Origin of the sequence: Arthrobacter sp. Br18 (assembly GCF_000520555.1) — a bacterium.
Lineage (GTDB): Bacteria > Actinomycetota > Actinomycetes > Actinomycetales > Micrococcaceae > Arthrobacter_D.
In genome coordinates this window covers 23,682-45,930 of record NZ_KI914890.1, presented here as the reverse complement: position 1 = coordinate 45,930, position 22,249 = coordinate 23,682, and the positions used below count along the sequence as shown (strand labels likewise).

Annotated in this window: 25 protein-coding genes, 1 tRNA gene and 2 pseudogenes; 17 read left to right on the top strand and 11 right to left on the bottom strand. The window is 64.0% G+C overall.

All coding sequences use genetic code 11. The features are described 5' to 3' along the window. Positions 1-53 precede the first annotated feature (53 nt). The 6 genes from Y704_RS0115455 to Y704_RS0115430 all read left to right on the top strand — a co-directional run bounded on the left by Y704_RS0115455 (position 54) and on the right by Y704_RS0115430 (position 3,696). A complete protein-coding gene (locus Y704_RS0115455) occupies positions 54-1,379 on the top strand; it encodes a glutamate-5-semialdehyde dehydrogenase (RefSeq protein ID WP_155850393.1) in 1,326 nt (441 codons plus the stop codon). A gap of 103 nt (positions 1,380-1,482) precedes the next feature. After that, on the top strand, positions 1,483-1,716 hold the full coding sequence (locus Y704_RS0115450; protein WP_343212852.1) for a hypothetical protein: 234 nt from the start codon (positions 1,483-1,485) through the stop codon (positions 1,714-1,716). Positions 1,717-1,811: 95 nt separating this feature from the next. Next, entirely contained in the window at positions 1,812-2,444 is a 633-nt protein-coding gene (gene nadD, locus Y704_RS21850; protein WP_051477203.1) for a nicotinate-nucleotide adenylyltransferase, read from the top strand. Further along, on the top strand, positions 2,434-2,850 hold the full coding sequence (rsfS, locus tag Y704_RS0115440) for a ribosome silencing factor (protein ID WP_026550786.1): 417 nt from the start codon (positions 2,434-2,436) through the stop codon (positions 2,848-2,850). The genes nadD and rsfS overlap by 11 nt, the downstream gene beginning before the upstream one ends. Next, a complete protein-coding gene (locus Y704_RS0115435; protein WP_026550785.1) occupies positions 2,850-3,530 on the top strand; it encodes a histidine phosphatase family protein in 681 nt (226 codons plus the stop codon). Before rsfS ends, Y704_RS0115435 begins: the two co-directional genes overlap by 1 nt. A 90-nt stretch (positions 3,531-3,620) precedes the next feature. Further along, positions 3,621-3,696: transfer RNA gene (locus Y704_RS0115430), tRNA-Ala, on the top strand. A 132-nt stretch (positions 3,697-3,828) separates the two neighbouring features. Here Y704_RS0115430 and Y704_RS0115425 read toward each other — a convergent pair. Beyond that, positions 3,829-4,944, bottom strand: coding sequence for a sulfite oxidase (locus tag Y704_RS0115425; protein WP_026550784.1), 1,116 nt, complete (start codon positions 4,942-4,944; stop codon positions 3,829-3,831). Between the two features lie 564 nt (positions 4,945-5,508). Here Y704_RS0115425 and Y704_RS25395 point away from each other — a divergent pair. The 4 genes and pseudogenes from Y704_RS25395 to Y704_RS25595 form a co-directional block, all read left to right on the top strand. Further along, complete coding sequence (locus Y704_RS25395; RefSeq protein WP_253904369.1) at positions 5,509-6,177, top strand: hypothetical protein; 669 nt, start codon at positions 5,509-5,511, stop codon at positions 6,175-6,177. Between the two features lie 410 nt (positions 6,178-6,587). After that, positions 6,588-7,088 carry a DinB family protein gene (locus tag Y704_RS0115410; protein WP_026550783.1) on the top strand — a complete coding sequence of 167 codons (501 nt, stop codon included), beginning with the start codon at positions 6,588-6,590 and terminating at the stop codon, positions 7,086-7,088. A gap of 314 nt (positions 7,089-7,402) precedes the next feature. Further along, a complete protein-coding gene (locus Y704_RS0115405) occupies positions 7,403-8,161 on the top strand; it encodes a phosphotransferase (RefSeq protein WP_026550782.1) in 759 nt (252 codons plus the stop codon). A 3-nt stretch (positions 8,162-8,164) separates the two neighbouring features. Then, positions 8,165-8,305, top strand: a pseudogene (locus Y704_RS25595) (LD-carboxypeptidase); the annotation flags it as partial. Positions 8,306-8,533: 228 nt separating this feature from the next. Here the strand turns inward: Y704_RS25595 and Y704_RS25390 are convergent. Continuing rightward, complete coding sequence (locus Y704_RS25390) at positions 8,534-9,640, bottom strand: hypothetical protein (protein ID WP_026550781.1); 1,107 nt, start codon at positions 9,638-9,640, stop codon at positions 8,534-8,536. Positions 9,641-10,530: 890 nt separating this feature from the next. Continuing rightward, positions 10,531-11,106: a TetR/AcrR family transcriptional regulator gene (locus tag Y704_RS0115395; protein WP_026550780.1), complete on the bottom strand. Its 576-nt coding sequence runs from the start codon at positions 11,104-11,106 to the stop codon at positions 10,531-10,533. Between the two features lie 6 nt (positions 11,107-11,112). Between Y704_RS0115395 and Y704_RS21840 the strand changes: the two genes are divergently transcribed. Genes Y704_RS21840 through Y704_RS0115380 form a run of 3 tightly spaced genes read left to right on the top strand, consistent with a single transcriptional unit; the run spans position 11,113 to position 12,797 of the window. After that, the gene (locus Y704_RS21840) at positions 11,113-11,874 is read left to right on the top strand and encodes a dihydrofolate reductase family protein (protein ID WP_253904368.1); all 762 of its coding nucleotides are present in this window, start codon (positions 11,113-11,115) and stop codon (positions 11,872-11,874) included. Further along, on the top strand, positions 11,871-12,368 hold the full coding sequence (locus Y704_RS21835) for a GNAT family N-acetyltransferase (protein WP_051477201.1): 498 nt from the start codon (positions 11,871-11,873) through the stop codon (positions 12,366-12,368). The genes Y704_RS21840 and Y704_RS21835 overlap by 4 nt, the downstream gene beginning before the upstream one ends. Before the next feature lie 45 nt (positions 12,369-12,413). Next, positions 12,414-12,797, top strand: coding sequence for a hypothetical protein (locus tag Y704_RS0115380; protein ID WP_026550779.1), 384 nt, complete (start codon positions 12,414-12,416; stop codon positions 12,795-12,797). Between the two features lie 43 nt (positions 12,798-12,840). On the opposite strand, the gene Y704_RS0115375 is transcribed toward Y704_RS0115380, so the two are convergent. Together Y704_RS0115375 and Y704_RS0115370 are read right to left on the bottom strand one after the other, a co-directional pair. Further along, positions 12,841-13,434 carry an LURP-one-related family protein gene (locus Y704_RS0115375; RefSeq protein ID WP_026550778.1) on the bottom strand — a complete coding sequence of 198 codons (594 nt, stop codon included), beginning with the start codon at positions 13,432-13,434 and terminating at the stop codon, positions 12,841-12,843. Between the two features lie 190 nt (positions 13,435-13,624). Beyond that, complete coding sequence (locus Y704_RS0115370; RefSeq protein ID WP_026550777.1) at positions 13,625-14,395, bottom strand: hypothetical protein; 771 nt, start codon at positions 14,393-14,395, stop codon at positions 13,625-13,627. A gap of 141 nt (positions 14,396-14,536) precedes the next feature. Between Y704_RS0115370 and Y704_RS0115365 the strand changes: the two genes are divergently transcribed. From Y704_RS0115365 to Y704_RS0115355, 3 genes are read left to right on the top strand one after another with little or no spacing between them, the layout of a single operon-like run. Beyond that, positions 14,537-15,235 carry an alpha/beta fold hydrolase gene (locus tag Y704_RS0115365; protein ID WP_026550776.1) on the top strand — a complete coding sequence of 233 codons (699 nt, stop codon included), beginning with the start codon at positions 14,537-14,539 and terminating at the stop codon, positions 15,233-15,235. A gap of 55 nt (positions 15,236-15,290) precedes the next feature. Next, on the top strand, positions 15,291-15,923 hold the full coding sequence (locus Y704_RS21830) for a hypothetical protein (protein WP_155850392.1): 633 nt from the start codon (positions 15,291-15,293) through the stop codon (positions 15,921-15,923). Next, on the top strand, positions 15,920-16,774 hold the full coding sequence (locus Y704_RS0115355) for an SDR family oxidoreductase (RefSeq protein WP_026550775.1): 855 nt from the start codon (positions 15,920-15,922) through the stop codon (positions 16,772-16,774). The genes Y704_RS21830 and Y704_RS0115355 overlap by 4 nt, the downstream gene beginning before the upstream one ends. 40 nt (positions 16,775-16,814) lie before the next feature. Here Y704_RS0115355 and Y704_RS0115350 read toward each other — a convergent pair whose 3' ends face one another. The 4 genes from Y704_RS0115350 to Y704_RS0115330 form a co-directional block, all read right to left on the bottom strand. After that, entirely contained in the window at positions 16,815-17,171 is a 357-nt protein-coding gene (locus Y704_RS0115350; protein ID WP_026550774.1) for a hypothetical protein, read from the bottom strand. Positions 17,172-17,310: 139 nt separating this feature from the next. Continuing rightward, positions 17,311-17,565, bottom strand: a complete 255-nt coding sequence (locus tag Y704_RS0115340; RefSeq protein ID WP_026550773.1) for a hypothetical protein — start codon at positions 17,563-17,565, stop codon at positions 17,311-17,313. A 433-nt stretch (positions 17,566-17,998) separates the two neighbouring features. Beyond that, positions 17,999-18,685: an AMIN-like domain-containing (lipo)protein gene (locus tag Y704_RS0115335; protein ID WP_343212851.1), complete on the bottom strand. Its 687-nt coding sequence runs from the start codon at positions 18,683-18,685 to the stop codon at positions 17,999-18,001. 355 nt (positions 18,686-19,040) lie between these two features. Continuing rightward, positions 19,041-19,400, bottom strand: a complete 360-nt coding sequence (locus Y704_RS0115330; protein ID WP_026550771.1) for a hypothetical protein — start codon at positions 19,398-19,400, stop codon at positions 19,041-19,043. A 276-nt stretch (positions 19,401-19,676) separates the two neighbouring features. Between Y704_RS0115330 and Y704_RS21825 the strand changes: the two genes are divergently transcribed. Continuing rightward, entirely contained in the window at positions 19,677-20,714 is a 1,038-nt protein-coding gene (locus Y704_RS21825; RefSeq protein WP_035773077.1) for an App1 family protein, read from the top strand. Positions 20,715-20,727: 13 nt separating this feature from the next. On the opposite strand, the gene Y704_RS25385 is transcribed toward Y704_RS21825, so the two are convergent. After that, positions 20,728-21,069, bottom strand: a complete 342-nt coding sequence (locus tag Y704_RS25385) for a glycosyl hydrolase family 65 domain-containing protein (protein WP_253904373.1) — start codon at positions 21,067-21,069, stop codon at positions 20,728-20,730. Positions 21,070-21,099: 30 nt separating this feature from the next. Beyond that, a pseudogene (locus tag Y704_RS21820) lies at positions 21,100-22,124 on the bottom strand (family 65 glycosyl hydrolase); the annotation flags it as partial. Positions 22,125-22,249: the final 125 nt, after the last annotated feature.

Below are 22,249 nucleotides of genomic sequence, written 5' to 3'. Positions count from 1 at the left end.
AAAGCCGCGGACGCGGCGCTGATGCTCGCTAGACTGAAAGGATGACTGACCTGATGACAGGAAACTCAATCAACTCCAGTACCGAAACCCGGGAAGCTGCCCAAAGCGCCGCCCCCTCCGACGATCTGACTGCTGCGATCTACGGCATCACCGACCGCTCGCGGGCGGCTTCCCGCGTGATCAGCCGGGCGAACCGCACGCGCAAGGACCGCGTCCTCCATGCGGTCGCCGGCGCCCTGGTCAGCCGGCAGGCTGCCGTCCTTGAGGCAAACGAACGCGATACAGCTGCGGGCCGAGCCAACGGCACGTCCGCCTACCTCCTGGATCGGCTCACCCTCACCCCCGACCGCATCCAGGCTCTGGCCTCGGCGCTCGAGGAACTTGCCGCGCTGCCCGATCCCGTGGGATCCGCCGTCCGCGCCGAGACGCTTCCCAACGGAATCCGCATGCGGCAGGTCCGGGTACCGCTGGGGGTCGTCGCCGCCATCTACGAAGCGCGCCCCAACGTGACAGTGGACATCGCAGGCCTTGCGCTCAAGAGCGGAAACGCAGTGATCCTGCGGGGTGGCAGCGCCGCCCTGCATACCAACGCAGCCCTGATCGGGGTCATCCGGGATACCCTTTCCGAGCACGGCCTTCCGGCCGACGTCGTCCAGACCATCGATGAGTTCGGCCGGGACGGGGCGAACGTGCTCATGGGGGCCCGAGGGCGGGTTGACGTGCTCATCCCGCGAGGTGGACGGGACCTGATCCAGACCGTCGTGCGGAACGCCGCCGTGCCCGTCATCGAGACAGGGGAGGGCAACGTGCACATCTTCCTTGACGAATCAGCCGACGAGGACATGGCAGTGGACATCCTGCTCAACGCGAAGACCCAGCGGCCGAGCGTCTGCAACACCGTCGAGACCCTGCTCATCCACGGGGGCGCGACGGCCGCACCGGAAGTACTGCGTGCTCTTTCCAAGGCCGGTGTGCAGTTGCACGTCGACGAGCGGACTGCGCGGCTGCTGCCGGAGGGGGCCGCCGTCCAGGCAGTCACCGATGACGACTGGGGCCGTGAGTACATGGCGCTGGACCTGGCGGTGGCCACGGTGGATTCCGTTGACGAGGCACTGACGCACATCCGGCGCTGGAGCACGGGCCACAGCGAAGCGATCATCACCAACAACCTGCGGAACGCAGAGGCTTTCGTGACCGGCGTGGACTCCGCTGCAGTGCTGGTGAACGCCTCCACCCGCTTCGTTGACGGCGGCGAGTTGGGACTTGGTGCCGAAGTGGGCATCTCCACCCAGAAAATGCACGCCCGCGGACCCATGGGCCTGGCTGAACTCACCACCACGAAGTGGATCCTGAATGGTGACGGGCAGATCCGGCTCTAGGCAGGTGCCGTGGAAGTTCCCCCAGCGCGTAGCATGGGAGGGAAACTCTGCGTGGGCCTGCGGGCTTTCGGTGGGCCGCCACTAGTACCTAGGAAAATAGATGATGCCTCAGTTTTTGGACGCCGCGGTTCTTGCCGGCGAAGCAGTCGAGCACACCGAGCTGCCCATGCCCGCCATTGCCTACGGCCTGATCGTCATGGGAATCCTGCTGCTCCTCATGCTGGTCACCGCTTCCTTCTCGAACCTCGGCAACCGTCACAGTGCCACCGAGGAACACATCGACCCTCACAAGCAGCACCCGAACAACCACGACCACAGCGAAGCCCAGCGGCACTAGACGCGTTGGAGCACGCTGAGGAGGGCACCGGGCGCTCGACCCCCAGTGCATTGAAGCAGAGGCACCGGGGTGGCCCGGGATGGCGCCTGGGGGTCATGGGTGGAACCTTCGACCCCATCCACCACGGACACCTCGTGGCAGCGAGTGAAGTCGCAGCGGAGTTCGGCCTCGACGAAGTGGTCTTTGTCCCCACGGGACAGCCGTGGCAGAAGGCGGACTCGGATGTCAGTCCGGCCGAGCACCGGTACCTGATGACGGTTGTCGCCACGGCATCCAATCCGACGTTCACAGTGAGCCGGGTGGATATCGACCGGCCGGGGCCCACCTTCACCATCGATACGCTGCGGGACCTGAAGGCCCAGCGGCCCGGGGCGCAGCTGTTCTTCATCACCGGTGCCGACGCCATGGCCCAGATCCTCACCTGGAAGAACGCCGAGGAGCTCTGGTCGCTGGCGCACTTCATCGGGGTGACGCGTCCCGGCCATGAACTGGACGCCGGCGGCCGGGACGTCAGCCTGCTCGAGGTGCCAGCTATGGCCATCTCCTCGACGGACTGCCGGCGGCGCGTCGGCTCCGGTCACCCGGTCTGGTACCTGGTGCCGGACGGCGTCGTTCAATACATCGCGAAGCACGGACTGTACCGGCTGAGCGGTTCCAACTTTCCATCCGAACAAGAGGCCCTGTCCCCGCGGGAACAGGGCGAATACAAGGAGATCAGTGAGCGCTAGCGAATCATCCATCGGGATTGCCCGGGCGGCGGCCCATGCCGCCGTGGACAAGATAGCCCAGGACATTGTTGCCATCGACGTCAGTGAGCGTCTGGCGATCACTGACGTGTTCCTCATCGCTTCCGCACCGAGTGAGCGCCAGGTCAATGCGATTGTCGACGCCATCGAAGAGGAACTCTCGAAACAGGACCTCAAGCCGGTGCGGCGTGAGGGCAGGAGCGAGGGCCGCTGGGTGCTGCTCGACTACGCCGAAGTCGTCGTCCACGTCCAGCACGAGGAGGACCGCCTGTTCTATGCGCTGGACCGCCTCTGGAAGGACTGCCCGTCAGTGGATCTCCAGCTCGAGGGTCAGCACGTGTCACCACACCTGGCCGGGGAAGCGGCTGCAGGCGACTCCGAGTCGTAGTGGACTTTCACGCCCATTCTGATCCCGCCGGCCGCAGGATCATATTTTGGCGTCATGGCCGCACCGAGTGGAATGCCCATGGGCTTTTCCAGGGGCAGGAAGATATCGGGTTGGACAGCACCGGATGCGAACAGGCCGCACGCGCGGCGGAGATTCTCGCACTGCGCCAGCCGGTGCGGATCGTGTCATCGGATCTGACCCGGGCTTCGGACACCGCCAAGTTCCTTGGGGAGCTGACCGGACTTCCCGTGGACATCGATCCACGCTTCCGTGAGACGGCAGCGGGCGCCTGGCAGGGCCTCACCTTCGCCGAGATCGACGAGAAGTTCCCCGAGGACAATGCCGCCTGGCGGGGTGGTGATCCGCTGGTTCGGGCCGGGGGAGCCGAGAATCGCGAGGAAGTGGGCGCGAGGATGCGGCTCGCCTCGACCGAGGCGGTGGAGTCGCTGAACGAGGGTGAGACCCTGGTGATCGTCAGTCATGGCGGGGCGATCCGGTCGGGTCTGGCGTCCCTCATGGGATTGCCGTCCCTGGTCTGGGGTTCCCTGGCGGGTGTGTCGAACTGTCACTGGTCCGCTCTGGACGAGCAGGTTCGGGTCGAGGATGCGCTGTACACGTGGCAGCTGCGTGAGCACAACGTGGGCATCGGATCGCTTCCCTCGGAACCTGTGGAGGGTTAGTGCGTGCGGAGATCGCCCGATTTTGCAGCGGGCGAGAAGTTTACTAAACTGAACAAGTTGCTCCGGGGAGACCCGGTGCACCAAAGGATTGGGGCTGTGGCGCAGCTGGTAGCGCACCTGCATGGCATGCAGGGGGTCAGGGGTTCGAGTCCCCTCAGCTCCACCAATTCACCGCTGGAATCCAGGGAAGGCGCCTGGTTCCAGCGGTTTTTTTGCCCTCACGGGGATGATTCCCGCTCTCGCCACGTTTTGGGAGCTTACCCACGCCGGTCTTTTTGAGGGTCTTGATCCCTCGCAGCTACTCCTGCCTAGCTCGTGAGCCGCCGGCGGTGACCTTCAGACGCTGCACGGCATTGTTGCCCATTCCCTGCACGTTCCACTCGCCCACATCCGGTTGGGCATTGCCAGCGGAATCGATGGCGCGGCATGCGAGTTCATGCTCTCCGGCGGCAGCCACCCAGGGGAACGTCCAGGCGCGCCATGCATGGGTGCCCGTCTGGTGTTCAAGATGGGCTTCTGACCATTCGCCGTCAAGACATACCTCCACTCGCCCGACGGGAAGGCTCCCTGACCAAGCTCTGCCCTCGAGCATGACCGGGCCCGCTGGCACGAGGCGGTCGCGGGTGAAAAACTCCGGTATTCCTGGTGGGGCCATCAGGGCCCGTATCTTCATGCGCTGGACAGGCTCGCCTGGTCCGGAATCCTGCTGGTAACGGTAAGCAGTAGCCTGCTGGAACCCATCGAACGGCTGCGTAACAGCCTCGATGGATTCCAGCCACTTTACGTTGGTCATGCCGTACCAGCCCGGCACCAACAGCCGGAGAGGATAGCCATGCTGCGGAGGCAGGGGCTGGCCATTCACCTCATAAGCGAGCAGAACATCCTCGGCCATGGACTCTTCGATACTCAGGCTCCTGGCGTAACGGTGCTCTGTTCCGCCTTGTACGCCTCGGTCGGCACCGGTGAAGACGAGCTCAATGGCTTCGGGTGTTATCTCGGCCTCCCTCAGGATCGGGGCAAGGGGAGTCCCGGTCCATTCCGCCGTGCCGATGCCACCCAGATCCCAGGGCTGGCTGACGGGCCGGGGCTCCAAACGTGAACGGCCGTTGCCGGCGCATTCCATGGTGACGGCGAGGGTGCGGCGCTCTCGATGTTTAAGCGCCGAAAGGGTGAACTGATGGGAGTGACCCACATGGCCGCCCACCGTGAGTCGCCAATTCGCAGGGTCGATGAGTGGGATGTCGAAGTGAGCCACGAGGTAATGCATGCCCACCGGAGTGATGGGCCACCGAAGCATTTCCAATGGCAGGGCGTGATTGCGCGAGGCCAGCTGGAGTTCTTCTCTGGTGATGAGTCCGGTGGAGGAAACGGTGGCGACTTCACTGGCGGCCTGACCATCACTATCGACGCTCATGCCTCCAGTGTGAACCTCCAAACGTCGCCTGTCAGGGGTCTTTTTACCCCTCCCCGGACGCGGGGTGCTCCTCAGCCCACGCGACGATGATTGTGGACACGTCCATAAACTCCTGGGCATCGGCGACGACGGCGCCCCACTGCGGAGATTGTGCAGCTGCTGCAGCGGCTTCGGGACTTTCGAACCATACTTTACCCAGACCAGTGTAGGGCCGACTCTCACCATTCGGGCCCGGTACACAGCGATTCTGTACATACGCCTGCGCTCCTGGCTTCATCCAGGCCCGCTTGAACCTGCCAGGTCGTCAACCGCTTGATCATAGGAATGCCTCCTGAACCAACATGAGCGAGTGAAAGCCAAGCTACCAATGCCACCAAAAGACGTCGCGGGTTCCAGCCCCGTCCCATTGCATCCAGCAAATCGATGCCTACCGGCGGACCGACCACCTCTGTGGCATCAAGCGGCGGTGAGACTTGCTCCGGCCAACGCACACGTGATCATCAAGCCCGGGTGCGACCCCTTCAGCGTTCGGGCGGTCATCACCGCGGCAAGGCTGGCGAAGACTTGGTTTCCTTTCTCGCCCAGGATCCTCATCAGGTTCCCAACCGGCTTCCGCCCGGTGAGCTGGCGCTCGGGCGGGAGTTGGGCGGTTCATTGAACGCCCTGCACAGGCGGGGGCGCACCCATCTCCAAGGGAGGGGTCAGATCGAAGCGTTCGATCAGTTGCGGCAAGGAGTCGAAGTCCATCTGAAGGCCGTACCTGGCATTGGCTTCGGCCATTGCGTCAAGATCTGGTGGGGCTCCTTCTGGAAAGAAGGGCTCGATCTCCTCAAAGTACTTTTCGAATCCTGCCGGAGAGATGATTTCGAGCATTCGTGCCTGCTCATTGCCGGCATTCCAGAAGGTGTGCCATTGATCCCGAGGCTTCAGTACCAGCTCACCCGGGCCGGCGTAGAACACTTCATCCCCGAGAAGGAAGCCGACCCGACCCTCGGTGATGATCGTGTATTCGTCCTCGCGGCTGTGCATGTGAAGCGGGGCTCCGAGTTCACGCCAGGCCAGCAGGTGTTCAACAACGGAGAGCCTTCCCCCGGTGGTCGCTGCGTCCAGAAGGGTTCGGGCGGTGAAGGCATCGCCGAACCGAACCATTGTGCCGACGTCTTTGCCGACCGTTCCGAAATGTGTGCTCATGAAGTGACGATACGCGCGCTCATTTCCGTAATCCATCCTTGACGGACTTCATCCCCCTTGTGCTCAAGGGAATCATGAGACACGCCCGAGCCGCCTGAACCCACGCGGTCTCAGTATCCTTGAATACCGGTGGGCTGGGCCGATCAAGGGGACGCATCAATGCGATTATTCGGCGAAGAGAACTATGGGGAACGCTACCCGGCGGCCCACCGTGGAACGAACGGGGGAGTCGCAAACCCGAACTGTGGACTCCACTTGCTTGCCCTTGGCCGCTTGCACGGGCCTGCGCGTGGTGCGTCTTGTCTCTTGACGGCGCCCGCCGCTCTTCAAGGATGACCCTTGGGGCTTGGGTCGTCCTCAAGGGCTTGTTTGTCGAGCGGTCCTGCAAGTTCCGGTTTGCCTCGTGCGGCGCGCCTGCGCTGCGCATCGACTCCCCTGACTAGGTTGGGCGGATGGAGGATGACAGCCGGACGGAACCCCCTGCGGCGGCCGGAGAACGGGAAACACTCAGCGGCTTCCTGGACTACTTCCGGGCCACCGTAGTGATGAAGGCCAGTGGCCTCAGCGATGCCGACGGCGCCAAGCGGCTCGTGCCCTCGCTGACAACGGTGTCCGGGTTGGTACAACACCTGACAGACGTTGAGCGGTTCTGGTTCCAGGACCGCATCGACGGGCGGCAAGATGTGCCCACCCGATGGTCCGCTGAGGATCCCGACGGCGAGTTCCGAGTGAGCGAAGAGGACTGCCTGGCGGGCATCATCGAGAACTACGAGGCCACCTGCCGCCAGTCCCGCGAAGTGCTGCGGCGGTATGGGATGGAGGAGCGCTGCCGCGATGGCGACGGCGAACAGAGGGTGCGGTGGGTTCTGGTGCACATGATCGAAGAAACGGGCAGGCACTGCGGCCACCTGGATATTCTGCGCGAGCTGCTGGACGGATCGATCGGCGACTAGGCAGAGAATTCAAGGATCCACCCACAACGCCCCGAATGCGTCGGCAGCGCGGGCCGCAACGAGGATGGGTTGGGATTTCAGCGGGACAGCGAGCACCTACCGCTTTTCACCACCGTCTCGGGTTCGACGGCAGCTACACCTTTTTGTCTCGTTCGTCTTTCTTCGGAGCAGACTCTGGTATCGGGCCAGCCCCACTTGGCGGCTCGACCGTCGATGCCTCGTTGGTCTACCCCAAGGCCATGGAGCAGGGCGACCACAAGCCGATCGGCGTGCGCGCGAGTAACGACCCGTATCGACGTCGTTACTATCGGAGCGTGGATGTTGAAGAGAACCTCGCTGGCGGCAATGTCAGTGAAGGTGTCGTCCGCATCGGCTCGACCGTCCGTAAACCGTGGACAGATACAACACCGAACGTCTTTGAGTTCATGACTTTCGTCCGAGAAGCTGGTGTGGACGTCCCGGCCGTTATCGGCCGGGATGAGCAGGGCCGACAGGTCACCGAATTCGTTCCAGGTCGACTTGCCCTGAACGCGGGCCCACTCAGTCACACCGAGCTCCGCCGGGTCGGGGCAATGGTCCGGGCCATCCACGACGCGAGCAGTACCTTCACGTCGCCTCAGGGTGCTCAGTGGACGACGGCTATCCCCGCACCGGGAGAGGACCTGATCTGCCACAACGATCTCGCCCCCTGGAATCTGATCATTGGTGATCGCTGGACGTTCATCGATTGGGATGCTGCCGCACCCAGCACCCGGCTATGGGACCTCGCCTATGCCGCTCAGGCCTTTACCCTTTCCGATCCGGATCAGGTCCCAGAGGAAGCGGCCCGGAATCTCAAGGCTTTCATCAACGGGTATGACGCGGAAGAAGGCCTACGCAGAGCACTGTCGGAGGCGATGTTTCGTCGCACCGCAGCCATGTATCACCTTCTGAAGTCGTCCCATAATGCAGGCAATGAGCCGTGGGGCTCAATGTATGTCGATGGCCACGGAGAGCACTGGCGCGCTGCAACCAGCTACGTACAACGTCACCAAGATCTTTGGGCGGAAGCGCTCCTCGTACCCGTTCCGTGAGGGATCCTCGTAGGACGCACCGGCGCACCTGATTCGCCGACCCTCACCCAGGCTGAGGCGGTCCTCGATGCTCTAGGAATGCTAGGCATACCCATCATTGGCAACGTGGAATGCGGCCACGTTCCGCCACAACTCCCTATCGTCAACGGAGCCCAAGGCCCCCTAGTGTTCAACGAAAACGACCAATATCTAGAACGGACAGCGGGAGCTGGCCAAGTGGATTCCAGCTCCCGCTCATTGATACTGAAAGTGATCGGCTCACGGCGGGTGCATGTGTGGATTCGTTGTGAAAATAGAGCTATCGGAACTGCGCGTTGCGCCGATGATGATCCGATGCGACGGACCAGAGCTCTGGTGGGTCCCGCAGCTGGGTTACTCGACGTACAAGAGAGGGATTCCAATGGTGACCATGAGTTCCATCGCGGGCCGGTTGTCCGGCATTATGCCAGCATCAGGGACAGCGATGATGTCGATGGGGGTGCCCGCGACCACGCCGCGCCAGTTCCGTCGCTCGATGCGGGACTCCTCCACACGTTGGCCGACCGCGTCCCGCACTGCCGGAGTCAGGAAGGGCAGTTCGGCCTGGCCCCACTGCCTGGACGGCTCGGTTCTGTGGTGGCCGTCGTCGCTGCTGCGTAGCTTGACGCGGACGGTAACGATCTGGCCGTCTAGTACGTCGAAGTCGACCGTCTGGCCGTCTGAGGCCCGGTAACAGGAAACCGCGCAGGTAAAGCCATCGAGGACGAGCGCCGCGGTGGCGGCGCTTACAGACGTCGCGTAGTGACGGCCTCCGAAGGGCCAACTGTGGTCCTCTAAAGCTGTGGTGCGTATTCGTAGAGCGAGGGGTTCGCCTGTGTGGCGGGACCACAATGACCAGCTGGCGTTGTCCGTGCGCTGGTCGTGGGTAGAGTACAGGTCCTCAGGGTCGACTGGCGGCGCCTCGCTACCGAATGGCATGAACGGCGGTTCGCCTTGGGCGGTCGCAAGGAGGTCCTCGAGCGTCGTGCGGTCCTGCGGCCATAGCTTCAGGAAAGAGGCATCAAGGACCTGGCCGAGGAGATGCCCGACGTCTTTGGAGGGATCGGAAGTAGTCGCCGCACCAAGGTCGATGTCGGCGTAGAGGACATCGCCATCGGGCGCAGCGACCAGGTCGACCTGGACATCGCGCTCGGGTGACTGGCAAGTGATCTGGGCAGTGAGGTCGTTGCTGCGGGGCTCCACACACCAATACCCAAGCTCCGCCAGCCCATCTGCCACGGTGCTCGCCTGCCCTGCGACAACGTCCTCGGTAGCCACAGATACCTCGGAGAACCCGCCGTGGTTGTAGGGGGCGGCCGGGCCGCGGGCAGGAGCGTTTCCTATCACGGCGAGCACCACTGCTAGTGCAGCGATGGCCGCGAAGGCGACCGCAATCCAGGATCGCAGGCGGCGGCGCTGCAGCCGTGACACCACGGGGCAGCGTGCTTGCACGCCGTTCATGCGGCACCGCCTAGGAACTTCACCAGGAGCAGACCGGCAGTTGTGGACTCGCGGGCAGCCAACACGAAAACTCGCACTCTCACGCGACACCACTACTGGAAAAGGAGGACATCAGCGCTACAACGGCGACGGTGATCAGCATGGCGAGGACGGTTAGTGCCCACTTGCGAGGTAAAGCGGCTGGCCAGAAAGCCACCCCGCAAGTCCGAGAGCTGCTCCAAAAAAAATTTTGGGCGTTGCGTGTTCGGGCCATGTATTCCCCCAATTCGAAGACATCAGACTATAGGGCGGACAGGTGTCGATACATTGCAGGTACTGGCTTACGGGCGCTGCTGCCTGCGGTGTCCGGCGAGGGATCGCTCAGCGTGCAATTGTCGTGCGGCGACGATCGACTCAACTACCTCCTCCTATGAGGAGACGTGGGCGTGCGAGCTAGGCGCGGGCGAGGGAGCAAGGAAGTCCTGACGCTGACCAGACGACAGTCGCCGCTGTCCCGTTGCTGCCGTCAGAAGAAGGAGCACCACGACTGCCGGGGCATGGGTGCAGGTTCCGCGTCCCTCATCCTTTCTTCAGTCCAGTACTCAAGATCTTCATCCGGGGAGCGGTTCTTCATCACAGCGCTGGGTTCACTGGGCGCGCTGACTCTGAACGCCCCACAACCCAAGGGCTTCGGCAACATGACTACGACGGACAGAACTAGAACACCAACTAGCAAGAGTATGACTGTCGTCCGCCGTGCTTTGGCCATGACTTAGTGCACCATAAGAAATCTGGCAGCAGCGGACGTCTAGGTCACGATCCCAATTGAACGTGTAAGTGGCCACTACGACACTTGGCGTCCCGCAGGAGGATGGGCTTACGGACGCTTGAAGCGCTAGCAGGTTGAGCATTTAGTTGGTGCGGGGGATGAGTCGTTCTACGAAATCGTCGATGACTTGGTTGCGGTCGGCGGAAGGGTCGACCGCGACGGTGATCTGGTCGAAGATGAAGCCGTTGATCGCGTAGTGAAACAGGGAGATTTCGTGCTGGCCGCAGGGTAATCCCATGCGGGCGTTGAAGGCGACGTCAGCTGCGAGTCCTTCACGCAGCCAGGCACTAATAGCCGCCTCAACATGAGGTCGGCGCGTTGCTTCGAGGCGAAGTTCGAAGAGGGCCAGGGCAGCATCGCGGTCTGAGGTCAGTCGCTGGACGATGTCCTTCATGTAGTCAGCGAACAGTTCCCGGCCGGGCTGCCGGGCGGCCAGGGTGGCATGTACTTCCGCATCAGGGGCGAGGCGTTCACCGATGCGAACCAGAATGGCGTCGACGATCGCGTCCCGGGTCGGGAAGAAGTTTGACGCCGTGCCTCGGGGGACGCCTGCTTCGACGTCGAGTGCACGATGTGTGAGACCGCGTGAGCTGTGGCGGGCAAGGACTTGGACCGCGGCATCAGAGAGAATCTCTCGCCGTTCAGCATTAGGTGGCATGCACTAATGCTACTGCTACCACTACAGGTGTCGTGGTACCTTTCAAGTACGACACCTGTAGTGATTGGAGATATTGTGCGTGAGCTTGTGTACTACGTCGCGACCTCGATCGATGGATATATCGCAGCCCCTGACGGATCCTTTGAGGTATTCCCCGTTGAGGGCGACCACATGCAGGTGATCCTCACCGAGTTTGCGGATGCCCTCCCGTCGCATGTACTTGCAGCGCTCGGTATCGAACCGCCGAGGAGCCGTTTCGATACCGTCATTCAGGGATGGGGTAGCTATTCCGTTGCTCACTCGGTTGGGATTGAACGCCCGTACGAACATCTTCGTGAGTTCGTAGCTACACGCACGAGAACGGGTGCTGATCCGGTCGTCACCTACACCCTGGATGCTCTCGCTACCGTTCAGACGCTCAAGGAGGAGGAAGGCCTCGATATCTACCTTTGTGGTGGTGGTGATCTCGCCGGACAGCTACTCCCAGAGATCGACCGTCTGATCCTAAAGCGGAATCCCGTTGTACTCGGGGCAGGTATTCCCCTCTTTGGCGGTGCCACATTCCAACCGACAGCGTTCCGCCCGATCACCTCAAGAAAGTTCACCTCGGGAGTCGTCATCGAAGAGTGGGAACGCGTCCGAAAGCCGATGGCTCAACGACGGAGCAACGCTGGAGGACACCACCTTCGATCCGCCGGTATCCGAAAGCCGCCACAGCCGGTCCTTGGCCGGGGCGTGCCACAAAGCCTCTCCCGAGAAGCAAGATGAAAAGTAGCGAGATTCCCCTCTGGCCCACTGAACCTCCCACCCATGGCTCGATTCGCTTGCGGATGTTCGACGACCAGGACGTCCACATGGCTCTCGATTTATCCCAGGACCCTTACGTGCCGTCGATCGGAACCCTTCCCGCGCGGGCAACTGCAGAGGAAGCGTTGTCCTGGGTTCGGCGGCAGCGGCACCGCCACAGTGATGCAACCGGGTTCTCCTTTGCCATTGCAGATGTCACCACCAACCGGGCCCTTGGCCGGGTGGGCCTGTGGGTCAGGAATTTGAGCGAGGGTCGGGCGACCATCGGCTACGAGTCGTATATCGAGCCGTGGAATACCGCGTCCGTCCGCGTTGCCGAACGCACCGGTTACAAGTATGAGGGCCTACTGCGCAGTCATCAGGAAATTGCCGGGAAACGGGTGGACATGTCCCTTCATGCCGCTGTCCGAGAAGTCACCCAATGTTCATATGACGAGTCAGTCACCGCGTTGTGAACAGCCCATAGAATCGGGCGATCAACTAGGGAAGGAGTTGCGGCCATGGTGCCTGATTATGAAGACAGCTGGTTCAGGGCAATGCTCAAAACCGGCCTGGGCCATCTGGGGTCCATAATTTTCACCGGATCCGGTCCGGATACCCGCGTCACCCTGACCCAGGGTTCCGGACGGACCCTCGCCTTCGAGCAGAGCGTCGCCGAGATCCACGCCCGCATCGTCATCGACGAGGAGACGCGGACGGCCATGTGGCCCAACTGGTCCGTTGCAGCCGCCTCGGTGGCGTATCTGTCCATCCACGTCGAGGAAGCGCTCGATGCCGCCGACGTCGCCCCAGACACGATTCGCCTGACGGAGAGCGGCGTCGAAGCTGTCGCATTGCGGCGAGCCGGCCTGCTTTCACCCGGGTCGACGGCGGATCTGCTCTAAAAGGGGCCGACCTCAGAGCGGCTTGCTCGATGTCGATTCCTCGTCAGCGCGATTGGAGTGCATCGAGAGCGACGGCGACGGCGGCTGCAACGCGCCCGTCCAGGCCGGCGCCGGGCACCGTGATATCATACCGGTCCCTGATCGAGCGGCCTCTTCGGGAAGTCATGACCAGCTGCCCCGACGTGTCAACGAAGTCGAAGTGGACCAGGAACGGCGCGGGGATACTGTCCGCGATCGGGACGAGATCCCAGACCCGCCGGGCAACGGCCACACCGGCACTGCGCTCCCGCCCCACGGCGTGCATCCCAGGAGCGTCGACGTGCCAGGTGGAGCGCAGCAGCGACTTGCCGAAGTCCTTGCGGAAGCTGCCGAGGGCATTCCCCTGGGCATCCAGCACGTCGTACGTCGCTCCGAGGTCCATCCGCTGCCGTGCTTTGAACGAAAACAGCGGGGTACTTCTCGACTCGTCGGAGTAGAACGTGACCTCCTCCTTGAAAGCCATGCGCTTCTGCTGCGCGAGTGCCAGCAGATCGCCGGGCCGCCCATCTGGACCGACCGCGCGGACTTCGTAGCGGTTCACCATCATGGTGACCTTCTGCGCTACGGCAAAGCGTTCAATGCGCTGCAATGCTTCCATGGTTGCTCTTCCCGCTCGGTGGTCGATGTCGCCAAGCAAAGGCTAACCCCGTGCCGGCTCTTTAGGGCAGAACACCCCTGCAACGAGCAGTGATCTGCTCCGGGGCTTCGCCGCGGGGATGCGCCGCCACGGGTCCGTGGGAACCGGCAGCGGCGCATCCAGTCACAGGGAACGCCCGGAAAGCGTGGTGCTAGGAGTTGCGGCGGCGAACAACTGAGGTGCCGCCGACGGCGGCGAGAACAAGGACTCCACCCAGGGCGACGACGCCCAGGTTGTCGGCGCTCGCGGCCGCGACGCCGGTGTCCGCGCCGCCCCTGGGCATTGCGACCACCTGCTGCGCAACGAGGGGTCCGCACAGCGCCGGTGAGGTGGCGCCCACCGACAGGTCCGGTGAGATGTCGCTGATGGAGTTGAACCCACCCTCGTCCCCGGTCGCGGTCATCGGGTCGACGCCGTGGACCACCACCACAGCGGTTCCTGCCTTGAGGGCGTCCTGGGTCTCCTGGTTCATCTCGAACGTGCGCTCGATGGTGTAGGCGCCGCCCTGACCGGCGAGCGCAAGGTTCAGTGCCTCCTCGGGCCCCGTTGGGCCACTCGTGGTGAGGGTGGTGAGGATCCCCCCGTAGAAGGGGGAGCCGTCGGTCGTGGAAACGAATCCGTCGCCGTTCTGGTCCGCTGCAGCTGTGGGGCACGTCCCCTGCGCACCCCCGTGGATGTGCTGCACGTGGGGATACGGACCCTCCACGAAGGTTTCCCCGAGCCCTGAAACGTCAAGGCTCACCGTAGCCTCGTTGCCGGTGAGTCGGACGGTGATCGACCCGGTGCCGGTGGTGCCGTTCAGCTGGCCCAATGTCGACGAGTAGGTGCCGTCGGCGCCGTCGGCCGTGGCCGGAGCTCCGGACATCGCCAGAGCAGCGACAGTAAGAGTGGGCACCGCAAGAAGACGCATTTTCCTGCTCATGGATCATCCCTTCAGAGCGTGGTGATGAGCCGGTTGGCATTCGGTGCGGAGGGCGTCGCGGCCGATCATTCTTCGCCGTGAAGCGATCCATCTGCATGATAACTCTGCTGGGCGGGGAAAGCAGGGGAGTAACCTACCGTCATGGACATCATCCTGGTTCCCGGTTTCTGGTTGGACGCCTCCTCATGGGAAAAAGTCACCCCGCCGCTCGTAGCTGCCGGACACCGGCTTCATCCGCTCACGCTGCCAGGCCTTGAAGCCATCGACGCGCCGCGCGCCGGTATAGGCCTGCGGGACCATATCGACGCAGTGGTGGCGGTGATCGACAGCATCGCCGGCTCCGTGGTCCTCGTGGGCCACTCTGGCGGAGGCGCCGTCATTCACGGCGCCGTCGACGCCCGCCCTGACCGCGTGGCCCGCGCAATCTACGTTGACAGCGGACCGCTGGGCGAGGGCGGCGTCATCAACGACGAACTGCCGGCTGAGGGGGACGACATACCGTTGCCGCCGTGGGACAGCTTCGAGGAGGCGGATCTCGTGGATCTGGACGACGAGCTGCGGGTGGCGTTCCGGGCACGTGCAGTACCCCAGCCGCGGGGTGTCGCCTCCGACCAGCAGCACCTGTCCGACGAACGCCGCTACGACGTCCCGGCCACCGTCATCACCTGCGAGTTCCCCTCTGCCCTGCTCCGGGACTGGATCGCGGCTGGCCACCCGTTTGTCGCGGAGCTGGCCCGCATCCACGACGTCGACTACGTGGATCTGCCCACCGGACACTGGCCCCAGTTCACTCGGCCGGCTGAACTCGGCGCCGCCGTCCTCGCCGCCGTCGGCCGGTGAGCCGTTCGAGGAACGGGATATTTCACGGACCGGATGTACCCGCGAGGAGGTCTTTTTGAGAATGCGAATTTGCCTGACCGCAGGAGTGAGCCTGGTGGCGGTGATGGTCCTGTCGGGCTGCGCCGACGTAGCGCCGCCGCGGAACGACTCCGCCCCGGGGGCAGCGTCGGAAACACCAGGGACACCGGGGCCCGTGGATCTCGTGGGCCAGGGAACGGTGCTGCAGAGAGAGAACGAGCCGCCGCAGTTCTGTTTGGGAAGCGTGGCCGAGTCCTACCCGCCGCAGTGCACAGGGCCGGTCCTTCGAGGCTGGAACTGGTCTGCGGTGGACCAGTTCGAGAGCGCATCGGGCGTCACCTGGGGTGCCTATGCCGTGCAGGGCACCTGGGACGGTTCGGAATTCACGACGACGGGCAACCCCATTCCGCTCTCGCTGTATGACGCCATGCCGTTCGTCGACCCCCGGCTGGCCGGGGGCAGAATGGGCGACGGCGACGAAGAGCAGCTGCGTGAGATCCAGACCGAGCTCCACGCGTCCGCGACCCCGGATGTCCTCGATTCCCGGACGTCCGACGGGTACCTCATCGTCACCGTTCCTTTCGATGACGGGGCGATTCAGGAACGCCTCGACCAGCAGTATGGGCAGAACCTCATCCTCGTCCAGTCAGCCCTTCGGCCGGCACCGTGACCGGCAACCTGCCTGCCCTCGCGATCACGGGAGCGACGGGCGCCCTCGGTGGCCGTGTAGCACGCCTCCTCGCAGACGCAGGGATGGCCCAGCGGCTCCTGGTTCGGACCGCAGGCAGGGCGCCGCAGCTCGAGAAGGCGGTGGTGCTCGAGTGCTCCTATTCCGATCGTGCTGCGTCGCAGGCAGCGCTGAAGGGGGTCGGGACGCTGTTCATGGTGTCGGCCTCCGAAAGCGCAGACCGCGTCGACCAGCACTGCGCGTTCATCGACTCCGCGCGAGCGGCCGGCGTCCGGAACCTTGTCTACACGTCATTCCTCGGCGCTGCGCCGGACGCCACGTTCACCCTGGCGCGTGACCACTTCGCGACCGAGGAATACATCAGGGCCACAGGCATCAATTACACGATCCTGCGCAACAGCGTCTACGGCGACCTGATGGCTGCGCTCGTGGGGGAGGACGGCATGATCCGCGGTCCGGCTGGAGACGGCAGGGTCGCCGTCGTCAGCCGCGCCGACATCGCCCGTACGGCGGAGACAGTCCTCAAGGACCCTGCCGCCCACCGCAACAGGACCTACAACCTCACGGGTCCGGAAGCGCTTACCCTGACCGAGATCGCCCGAGCCCTCTCGGGCGGAGGCGGAACCGCGGTCACCTTCCACGACGAAACGCTCGCCGAAGCCTATGAATCCCGGATGGGCTTCGGGGTGGCGGACTGGCAGGTCGAGGCGTGGGTGTCCACCTACACCGCGATTGCCGCCGGCGAGCTGGCCGGGATCAGCACCGACATCGAGACCATCACGGGCCGGCGTCCGATCTCGTTGTCCGATTTGCTCGCCGCTGACCAGCGCTGACGTCGACGCCCGGCCTGCCGCCGACGCGACGTTCCATCAGTCAGGCGGCTGTTCCCCGGAGGCGCTCCGCGCCGATGCCTAGCGCAGCCTCCAGGGGATACGTCAGCAGTTCGAACTGACGCTCGGTGAAGCGGTCGGGAAAGCTGATGGCCAGATGGGCGGACTGCAGGGAGGAACAGATGTAGTAGGTGTCCTCGATTCCGCCCATGACCCCCGTGACCATGGCGCGGATGCGGCCCGTATCGATGCGCTTGCCCTCACCGGCCATCGCCCGGGCGGCGCCGCGGTAGGCAGTATGTTTCTGCGCTTTCCGGTTGGCTTCGGCCACGGCGATCAGCTGCTCGCGCGTCCAGGCCACGTCGAAGATGCGAGGCGATGGAAGAACTGCGGTCTTCATGATGCTCCTCAGGTACCAGGACACGCGCTGGCAACTGTTGGTTCAACTAGCGTGTGCGGATATGGATGCTTCGTTGCGGAACCACCCGCAGGATGGCTGCTTTCCGAATACGCCCTGAAGCTTGTGGACCGCTACCCCGCTATTGCACCATCCGCCTCTGACGTTTTGTGTCGGCCGCCCTGCGGGTCAGATCCGTCAGCGCCAGAACAGTAACGATGATCGAAACTGCCACCAGTGCGAGCATCAGATACAGTCCCGCGAGCATGGCCATGGGGGAGCTGGCTTCGCCCAGGACGTCGAGGGCTCCGAGTCCTCCGGCAATCCAGAAGCCCGCGACCGCGAGAAGAGTTACATATGCCGGAATCGACGCCTTGTTTTTCCTTACCCACTGCATACTTCTACCCCCGCAAAGAATTGTTGGTGCGCGAAAGACCATTCTTGCGCCGGCGCGGACAACTTCTCGGGAGTTTTGGATCTCGAGTCGGACTCGGTTAAACGAAGGTTTGGTTACCTTAGCCGGTGGTCCACCGCCGCCCGGAGGTCGGGGTCGCCGCTTATGTGGGGGTGCGATCGGTTCACCTTCAGAGGCAGAGCCGCTGGCTGGAGACGAAGCTATGAATGCAAGGATCTCCCTGCGTGACGTCGGCGTCCCAGTTCCGTGGTCAAGGGGAGTAGCCGTCCATGGTCGTACAGGAAAGTGGGGGCTGCGGATCCCGCAACCCCCACTCATCCAGCTACTGCCCAGTGCGCGCCCCAACGGTGTCGCCTTCACCCGGAACCCGGGCGCTTTCGTCGTTCTTCAGTACCCTGGTGGCTGGCCCCAGGCGTCACCAGCGGTGTGCTATGTCGATCACCAGTCGAGACCCGCTGCCTGGGCCGGCCAGCGTGAACACCCGGAACGGAAGCCGTGCTCGGACGCCCAGCCCGATCTGCGTCACAGACTCGTAGGTGCCGGCGAACGCTACCTGACGGAAGGTCTGGAAACCGGCAACGTTCACCGCTTCGTTCCGGTTCGTCGGAGTGTAGGTCGGGTTGTAGTTCTGGTCATGTGCCGGTGCCATGGCTGTCACATCGATGAACGCGCGGCCCCGCAGTGGAAGGGTAAAGCCGGACCCGTCCTGTGTCACGGCCCTGACATAGCGCACGGTGTATCTGGGGACCTCCCCGCTGACGTCCACCACCAGGCGGTCGAAGCAGGCGTGGCGCCCGGAGCGGATATTGGTGATCGGATCCTGGCTTGGACCCAAAGCCGGCGTGGCGGTCGATTTGGCCAGCGAACCCCAAGTGATTCCGCAGAAGGGGGCCGCTGAGGCGGTGCCGGGCACAACGAGTCCCAGTCCTGCGGTAAGCGCCAGCGCCGCCAGCAGGGCACCTACCTTCGCCATGATGCGCCGACGCTGTGGTTGCGCAGCATTCGGCGGCGTTTGGGACATGGTCCCGCGGGGGAGGATCCCGTTTTCGGGTCCGGAATGCTTGGGTAGCCGCCCCCACGGTGCCCGGAAGTTGATGCTCATGGACAACCTGCTTGCTCAAGGGATTGCGAGTAAGGACGTCCGCTGGACGTGATGGCCTCATTGCCGTGGAGTGGAATGGCATTCCCGCTCCGTTCGCGGTGCAGAGTGATGCGATCAGTGTGGACTCCCGGACGACGGCAGACAAGCAAGATTCGGGGACGATTCTGAAACGGTTCTGCATCTGTTCACGAGTTCTGCAACCGCTGATCATGGACGATGCGCCACGGATCGTGTGCGGGACTACGAACGGCTGCCGGCCCACCACGAAGCCATGGTCCGCTGGACAATGATCAGCATCGGACAATGATCGGAATCACCAGCAAATGCCTGGACAAACGAACTCAGGGACAGGCTCTTAGAGAACCCACCCCGGGCGGCCTCCCCAGAAGCCTCCCCGCTCCATCGCGAGAATCGCCTGCCGAACGCTTTCGGGGAGGGCCGGCCCGCCGCCGTCGAGGGTCACCAGCCCCTCGTACATTCGCAGGTCGCACATCTCGTTGGCATAGTGCAGAGCCTTGACGTCGTCGTCGCTCAGGGAGTCACTGCCGCTCGCAAGCCCTTCGAGTGCTCCCTGGGCGTTTCCGAAGGAAATGGCGTCGGCCAGGTCTGTCCCCGCCTGGGCCGTGATGGTTCCGTCTGCCAGAACATCCGCCCAGCGCTGAAACGCGCCGTCGGAATGTGCATTGTGGACGTAGCCGTTCTGCTGTGTGGTCATGTTTCCCCCTATAGATGGCTTCAAGCGTTGCAGGCCGCCGGTTGATAGGGCAACCCCCTTTTGCGCCTCGATGCCGAGTTGTTGCACTGCTGTTACCACTGCCCGGGCACAGCATTACCGAACCGGACGGAACGTTCGGAACCCGCATGGCAAACTAAGGGCATGTCTTCGACTTCTGACCAGCAGCCCTCGGACAATTCCCCACCTGACACATCAGGAGCCACGGGCCGTGGTGACGTTCCGCCCGTCGAGGTGAAGGAGCGGACCCACTTCGCCATGAGGATCGACGAAACATGGCTCTCGCTCCAGACCCGGCTGGCACTCAGGCGCGGGCACGTCGAGACGGTGATTCCCTATACCGGGTATGGCACGACGAGCTGGCTCCGGGTCTTGGCGCGGGTGGTTCTGGCGGATCCCCGGGACAGCGAACCGGTCCCCGCCGCAGGGCCGCTCAAGCCGCTGAAGGAGGGCATGCGCGGGTGGCGCAACTTCACGAGCGCCTCCGTGGGCGGCGCTGTGGTCCAGGTGGAGGTCAACGGGACAACCCATGAGGTGACGACCGACAGGGGCGGGGTCGTCGACGCCCGGATCGAGGTGAATCTCGAGCCCGGCTGGCATACCGTGCGCCTGCATTCCGGCGGATCGCAGGTGGCCGACGCCCCGATGCGGGTCGTCGATGCACACGCGCCCTTCGGGGTGGTCTCCGACATCGACGACACCGTCATGGTCACCGCGCTGCCTCGTCCGTTCCTCGCTGCGTGGAACTCGTTCGTGCTCGATGAGCACGCCCGCACCCCCACCCCCGGCATGGCCGTCCTCTATGAGCGCATCACCCGCACGGCCCCCTCGGCTCCGGTGCTCTACCTCTCGACCGGGGCCTGGAACGTGGCTCCCACCCTGACGCGCTTCCTCTCAAGGAACCTGTACCCCGCCGGTCCGAAGCTGCTCACCGATTGGGGCCCGACGAGGGACCGGTGGTTCCGCAGCGGCCAGGACCACAAACGCACCTCGCTCGAACGGCTCGCGGGGGAGTTCCCTGAGACGAAGTGGCTCCTGGTGGGCGACGACGGCCAGCACGACGAAGCCATCTATGCCGAGTTCGCCCAGCGCCACCCCGCAAACGTCCGGGCCATCGCCATCCGCCAGCTGTCGGCCGGTGAAGCTGTTCTGGCCGGTGGCCGGTCCAAGAACGCACCCAGGGACACGACGCCGGGCATCCCCTGGGTATACGCGCCCGACGGCGCAGGAATGTCCGAGCAGCTCGAAGAGATGGGCATCATCGACCGCGACCCCCAGCCACGGGACGGATCCTAGCCCGCCGGCAGATTCAGTCGCGCGGTTCCCGACCGGGCGGCTGGCGTGGCGGTTCAGTGATCGGACGCGGCACGATCAAGGGCGACGTCGCGGGGCGTGCCGCTGTCAGCGTCATCAATTCTCCGTCAATCCCGATCGGAATCTCCTGGCCGCCCACATCCAGTAGCCGCACGGTGGTTCCCGCACGGGTCGTCTCGACGGCGATGCGCTGGCCGCGCCACCGAAGACGGAACGCGATCCTGTCCAGCTTGTCCGGCAGGCGCGGGGCAAGCTGCAGTTGCTCATCGTCCGCCCGCAGCCCGCCGAATCCGCTGACGAGCGCCAGCCATGCTCCTGCGCAAGCGGCGAGATGCACTCCCTGGTGGCTGTTGCCCTGCACATCGCGGAGGTCGGTGAGCGAGGTTTCGCGCAGATAGGCCAGGGCGAGGTCCAGATGACCTACCCGCGCTGACACCACGGACTGCGCGGCAGCCGACAGCGAGGAATCGCGGACGGTGCGCTGCTCGTAATAGCTGAAATTCCGGGCAGTCTGTTCTGCCGTGAACGCGTCGGAGCACCACCACAGGGCCAGGACAAGATCGGCCTGTTTGATGACCTGGCGACGGTAGATCTTTGCATAGTGCGAATGCTCCTGCACCGGGTAGGAGTCAGGGTCAGTGTCGAACTTCCATTCCCGGTAGGTCGTGAACCGTTCGTTGGCGGGATGGACCCCCAGCTCGGCATCGTAGGGAACGTACAGGGCATCGGCTATCCGACGCCATTCACGAATTTCCGAAGGAACAACACCGAGCCGCTCGGCATACTCCGGGAACGCTTCGCCCGCCGTGGCCGCCGTGTTCAGGTTGCGCTGGGCCATGAGGTTCGTGAACACATTGTCGTCCACGACGCCGGTGTACTCGTCCGGTCCGGTCACGCCGAAGAGGTGGAACAGGCCGTCCTCGTCCCGGTGCACCGTGCTCGCCCACATGCGCGCTGTTTCAACCAGGACGTCGACTCCGTCAACGGCAGGGAGTTCTGATCCCGTCGCGTGGGCGTGGAAATTGAACGCCAGCGAGATGACGGCGTTCGGGTGCATCGCCGCGGTGCTGGCTGCCAATAGGCGGAAACCTCATGCCCGTCGATGGTGCGCCAGGCGAAGGACGCGCCCTTCACCCCGAGGACCTCGGCACGCTCCCGGGCCGATCCCAGGGTCGAGGCCCTCCACTGCAGCAGATGCGCCGCACCCTCCGGGTGCAGCAGCGTCAGGGCCGGCGCGACGAACCCCTCGACATCCCAGAAGGTGTGCCCGCTGTAGCCTGAGCCAGTCAGGGCCTTGGCTCCGATTGGTGCATGGCTGAGGCAGGCTGAGGCCTGGAGGACCTGGAACAGGCCGAAGCGGATCGCTAGCTGCAGCTCAGCATCGCCTCCCACTTCCACGTCCGCACCGTCCCAGAACCGGTCGAGAAACGACTACTGGTCGGCGGTAAGGCCGTCCCAGCCGCGCGCCCGGGCCCCGTCCATCGCAGCAAGGACCTGCGCCTCCAGATCGGCGGGGC

Excerpts from the sequence above, each read along its gene's own strand:
- Y704_RS0115455 (WP_155850393.1), top strand. The coding sequence starts at position 54 with ATGACAGGAAACTCAATCAACTCCAGTACCGAAACCCGGGAAGCTGCC.
- Y704_RS0115450 (WP_343212852.1), top strand. The coding sequence starts at position 1,483 with ATGCCTCAGTTTTTGGACGCCGCGGTTCTTGCCGGCGAAGCAGTCGAG.
- nadD (WP_051477203.1), top strand. The coding sequence starts at position 1,812 with ATGGGTGGAACCTTCGACCCCATCCACCACGGACACCTCGTGGCAGCG.
- Y704_RS0115425 (WP_026550784.1), bottom strand. The coding sequence starts at position 4,944 with ATGAGCGTCGATAGTGATGGTCAGGCCGCCAGTGAAGTCGCCACCGTT.
- Y704_RS0115410 (WP_026550783.1), top strand. The coding sequence starts at position 6,588 with ATGGAGGATGACAGCCGGACGGAACCCCCTGCGGCGGCCGGAGAACGG.
- Y704_RS25390 (WP_026550781.1), bottom strand. The coding sequence starts at position 9,640 with ATGAACGGCGTGCAAGCACGCTGCCCCGTGGTGTCACGGCTGCAGCGC.
- Y704_RS0115395 (WP_026550780.1), bottom strand. The coding sequence starts at position 11,106 with ATGCCACCTAATGCTGAACGGCGAGAGATTCTCTCTGATGCCGCGGTC.
- Y704_RS21840 (WP_253904368.1), top strand. The coding sequence starts at position 11,113 with ATGCTACTGCTACCACTACAGGTGTCGTGGTACCTTTCAAGTACGACA.
- Y704_RS21835 (WP_051477201.1), top strand. The coding sequence starts at position 11,871 with ATGAAAAGTAGCGAGATTCCCCTCTGGCCCACTGAACCTCCCACCCAT.
- Y704_RS0115380 (WP_026550779.1), top strand. The coding sequence starts at position 12,414 with ATGGTGCCTGATTATGAAGACAGCTGGTTCAGGGCAATGCTCAAAACC.
- Y704_RS0115375 (WP_026550778.1), bottom strand. The coding sequence starts at position 13,434 with ATGGAAGCATTGCAGCGCATTGAACGCTTTGCCGTAGCGCAGAAGGTC.
- Y704_RS0115370 (WP_026550777.1), bottom strand. The coding sequence starts at position 14,395 with ATGAGCAGGAAAATGCGTCTTCTTGCGGTGCCCACTCTTACTGTCGCT.
- Y704_RS0115365 (WP_026550776.1), top strand. The coding sequence starts at position 14,537 with ATGGACATCATCCTGGTTCCCGGTTTCTGGTTGGACGCCTCCTCATGG.
- Y704_RS0115350 (WP_026550774.1), bottom strand. The coding sequence starts at position 17,171 with ATGAAGACCGCAGTTCTTCCATCGCCTCGCATCTTCGACGTGGCCTGG.
- Y704_RS0115340 (WP_026550773.1), bottom strand. The coding sequence starts at position 17,565 with ATGCAGTGGGTAAGGAAAAACAAGGCGTCGATTCCGGCATATGTAACT.
- Y704_RS0115335 (WP_343212851.1), bottom strand. The coding sequence starts at position 18,685 with ATGAGCATCAACTTCCGGGCACCGTGGGGGCGGCTACCCAAGCATTCC.
- Y704_RS0115330 (WP_026550771.1), bottom strand. The coding sequence starts at position 19,400 with ATGACCACACAGCAGAACGGCTACGTCCACAATGCACATTCCGACGGC.
- Y704_RS21825 (WP_035773077.1), top strand. The coding sequence starts at position 19,677 with ATGAGGATCGACGAAACATGGCTCTCGCTCCAGACCCGGCTGGCACTC.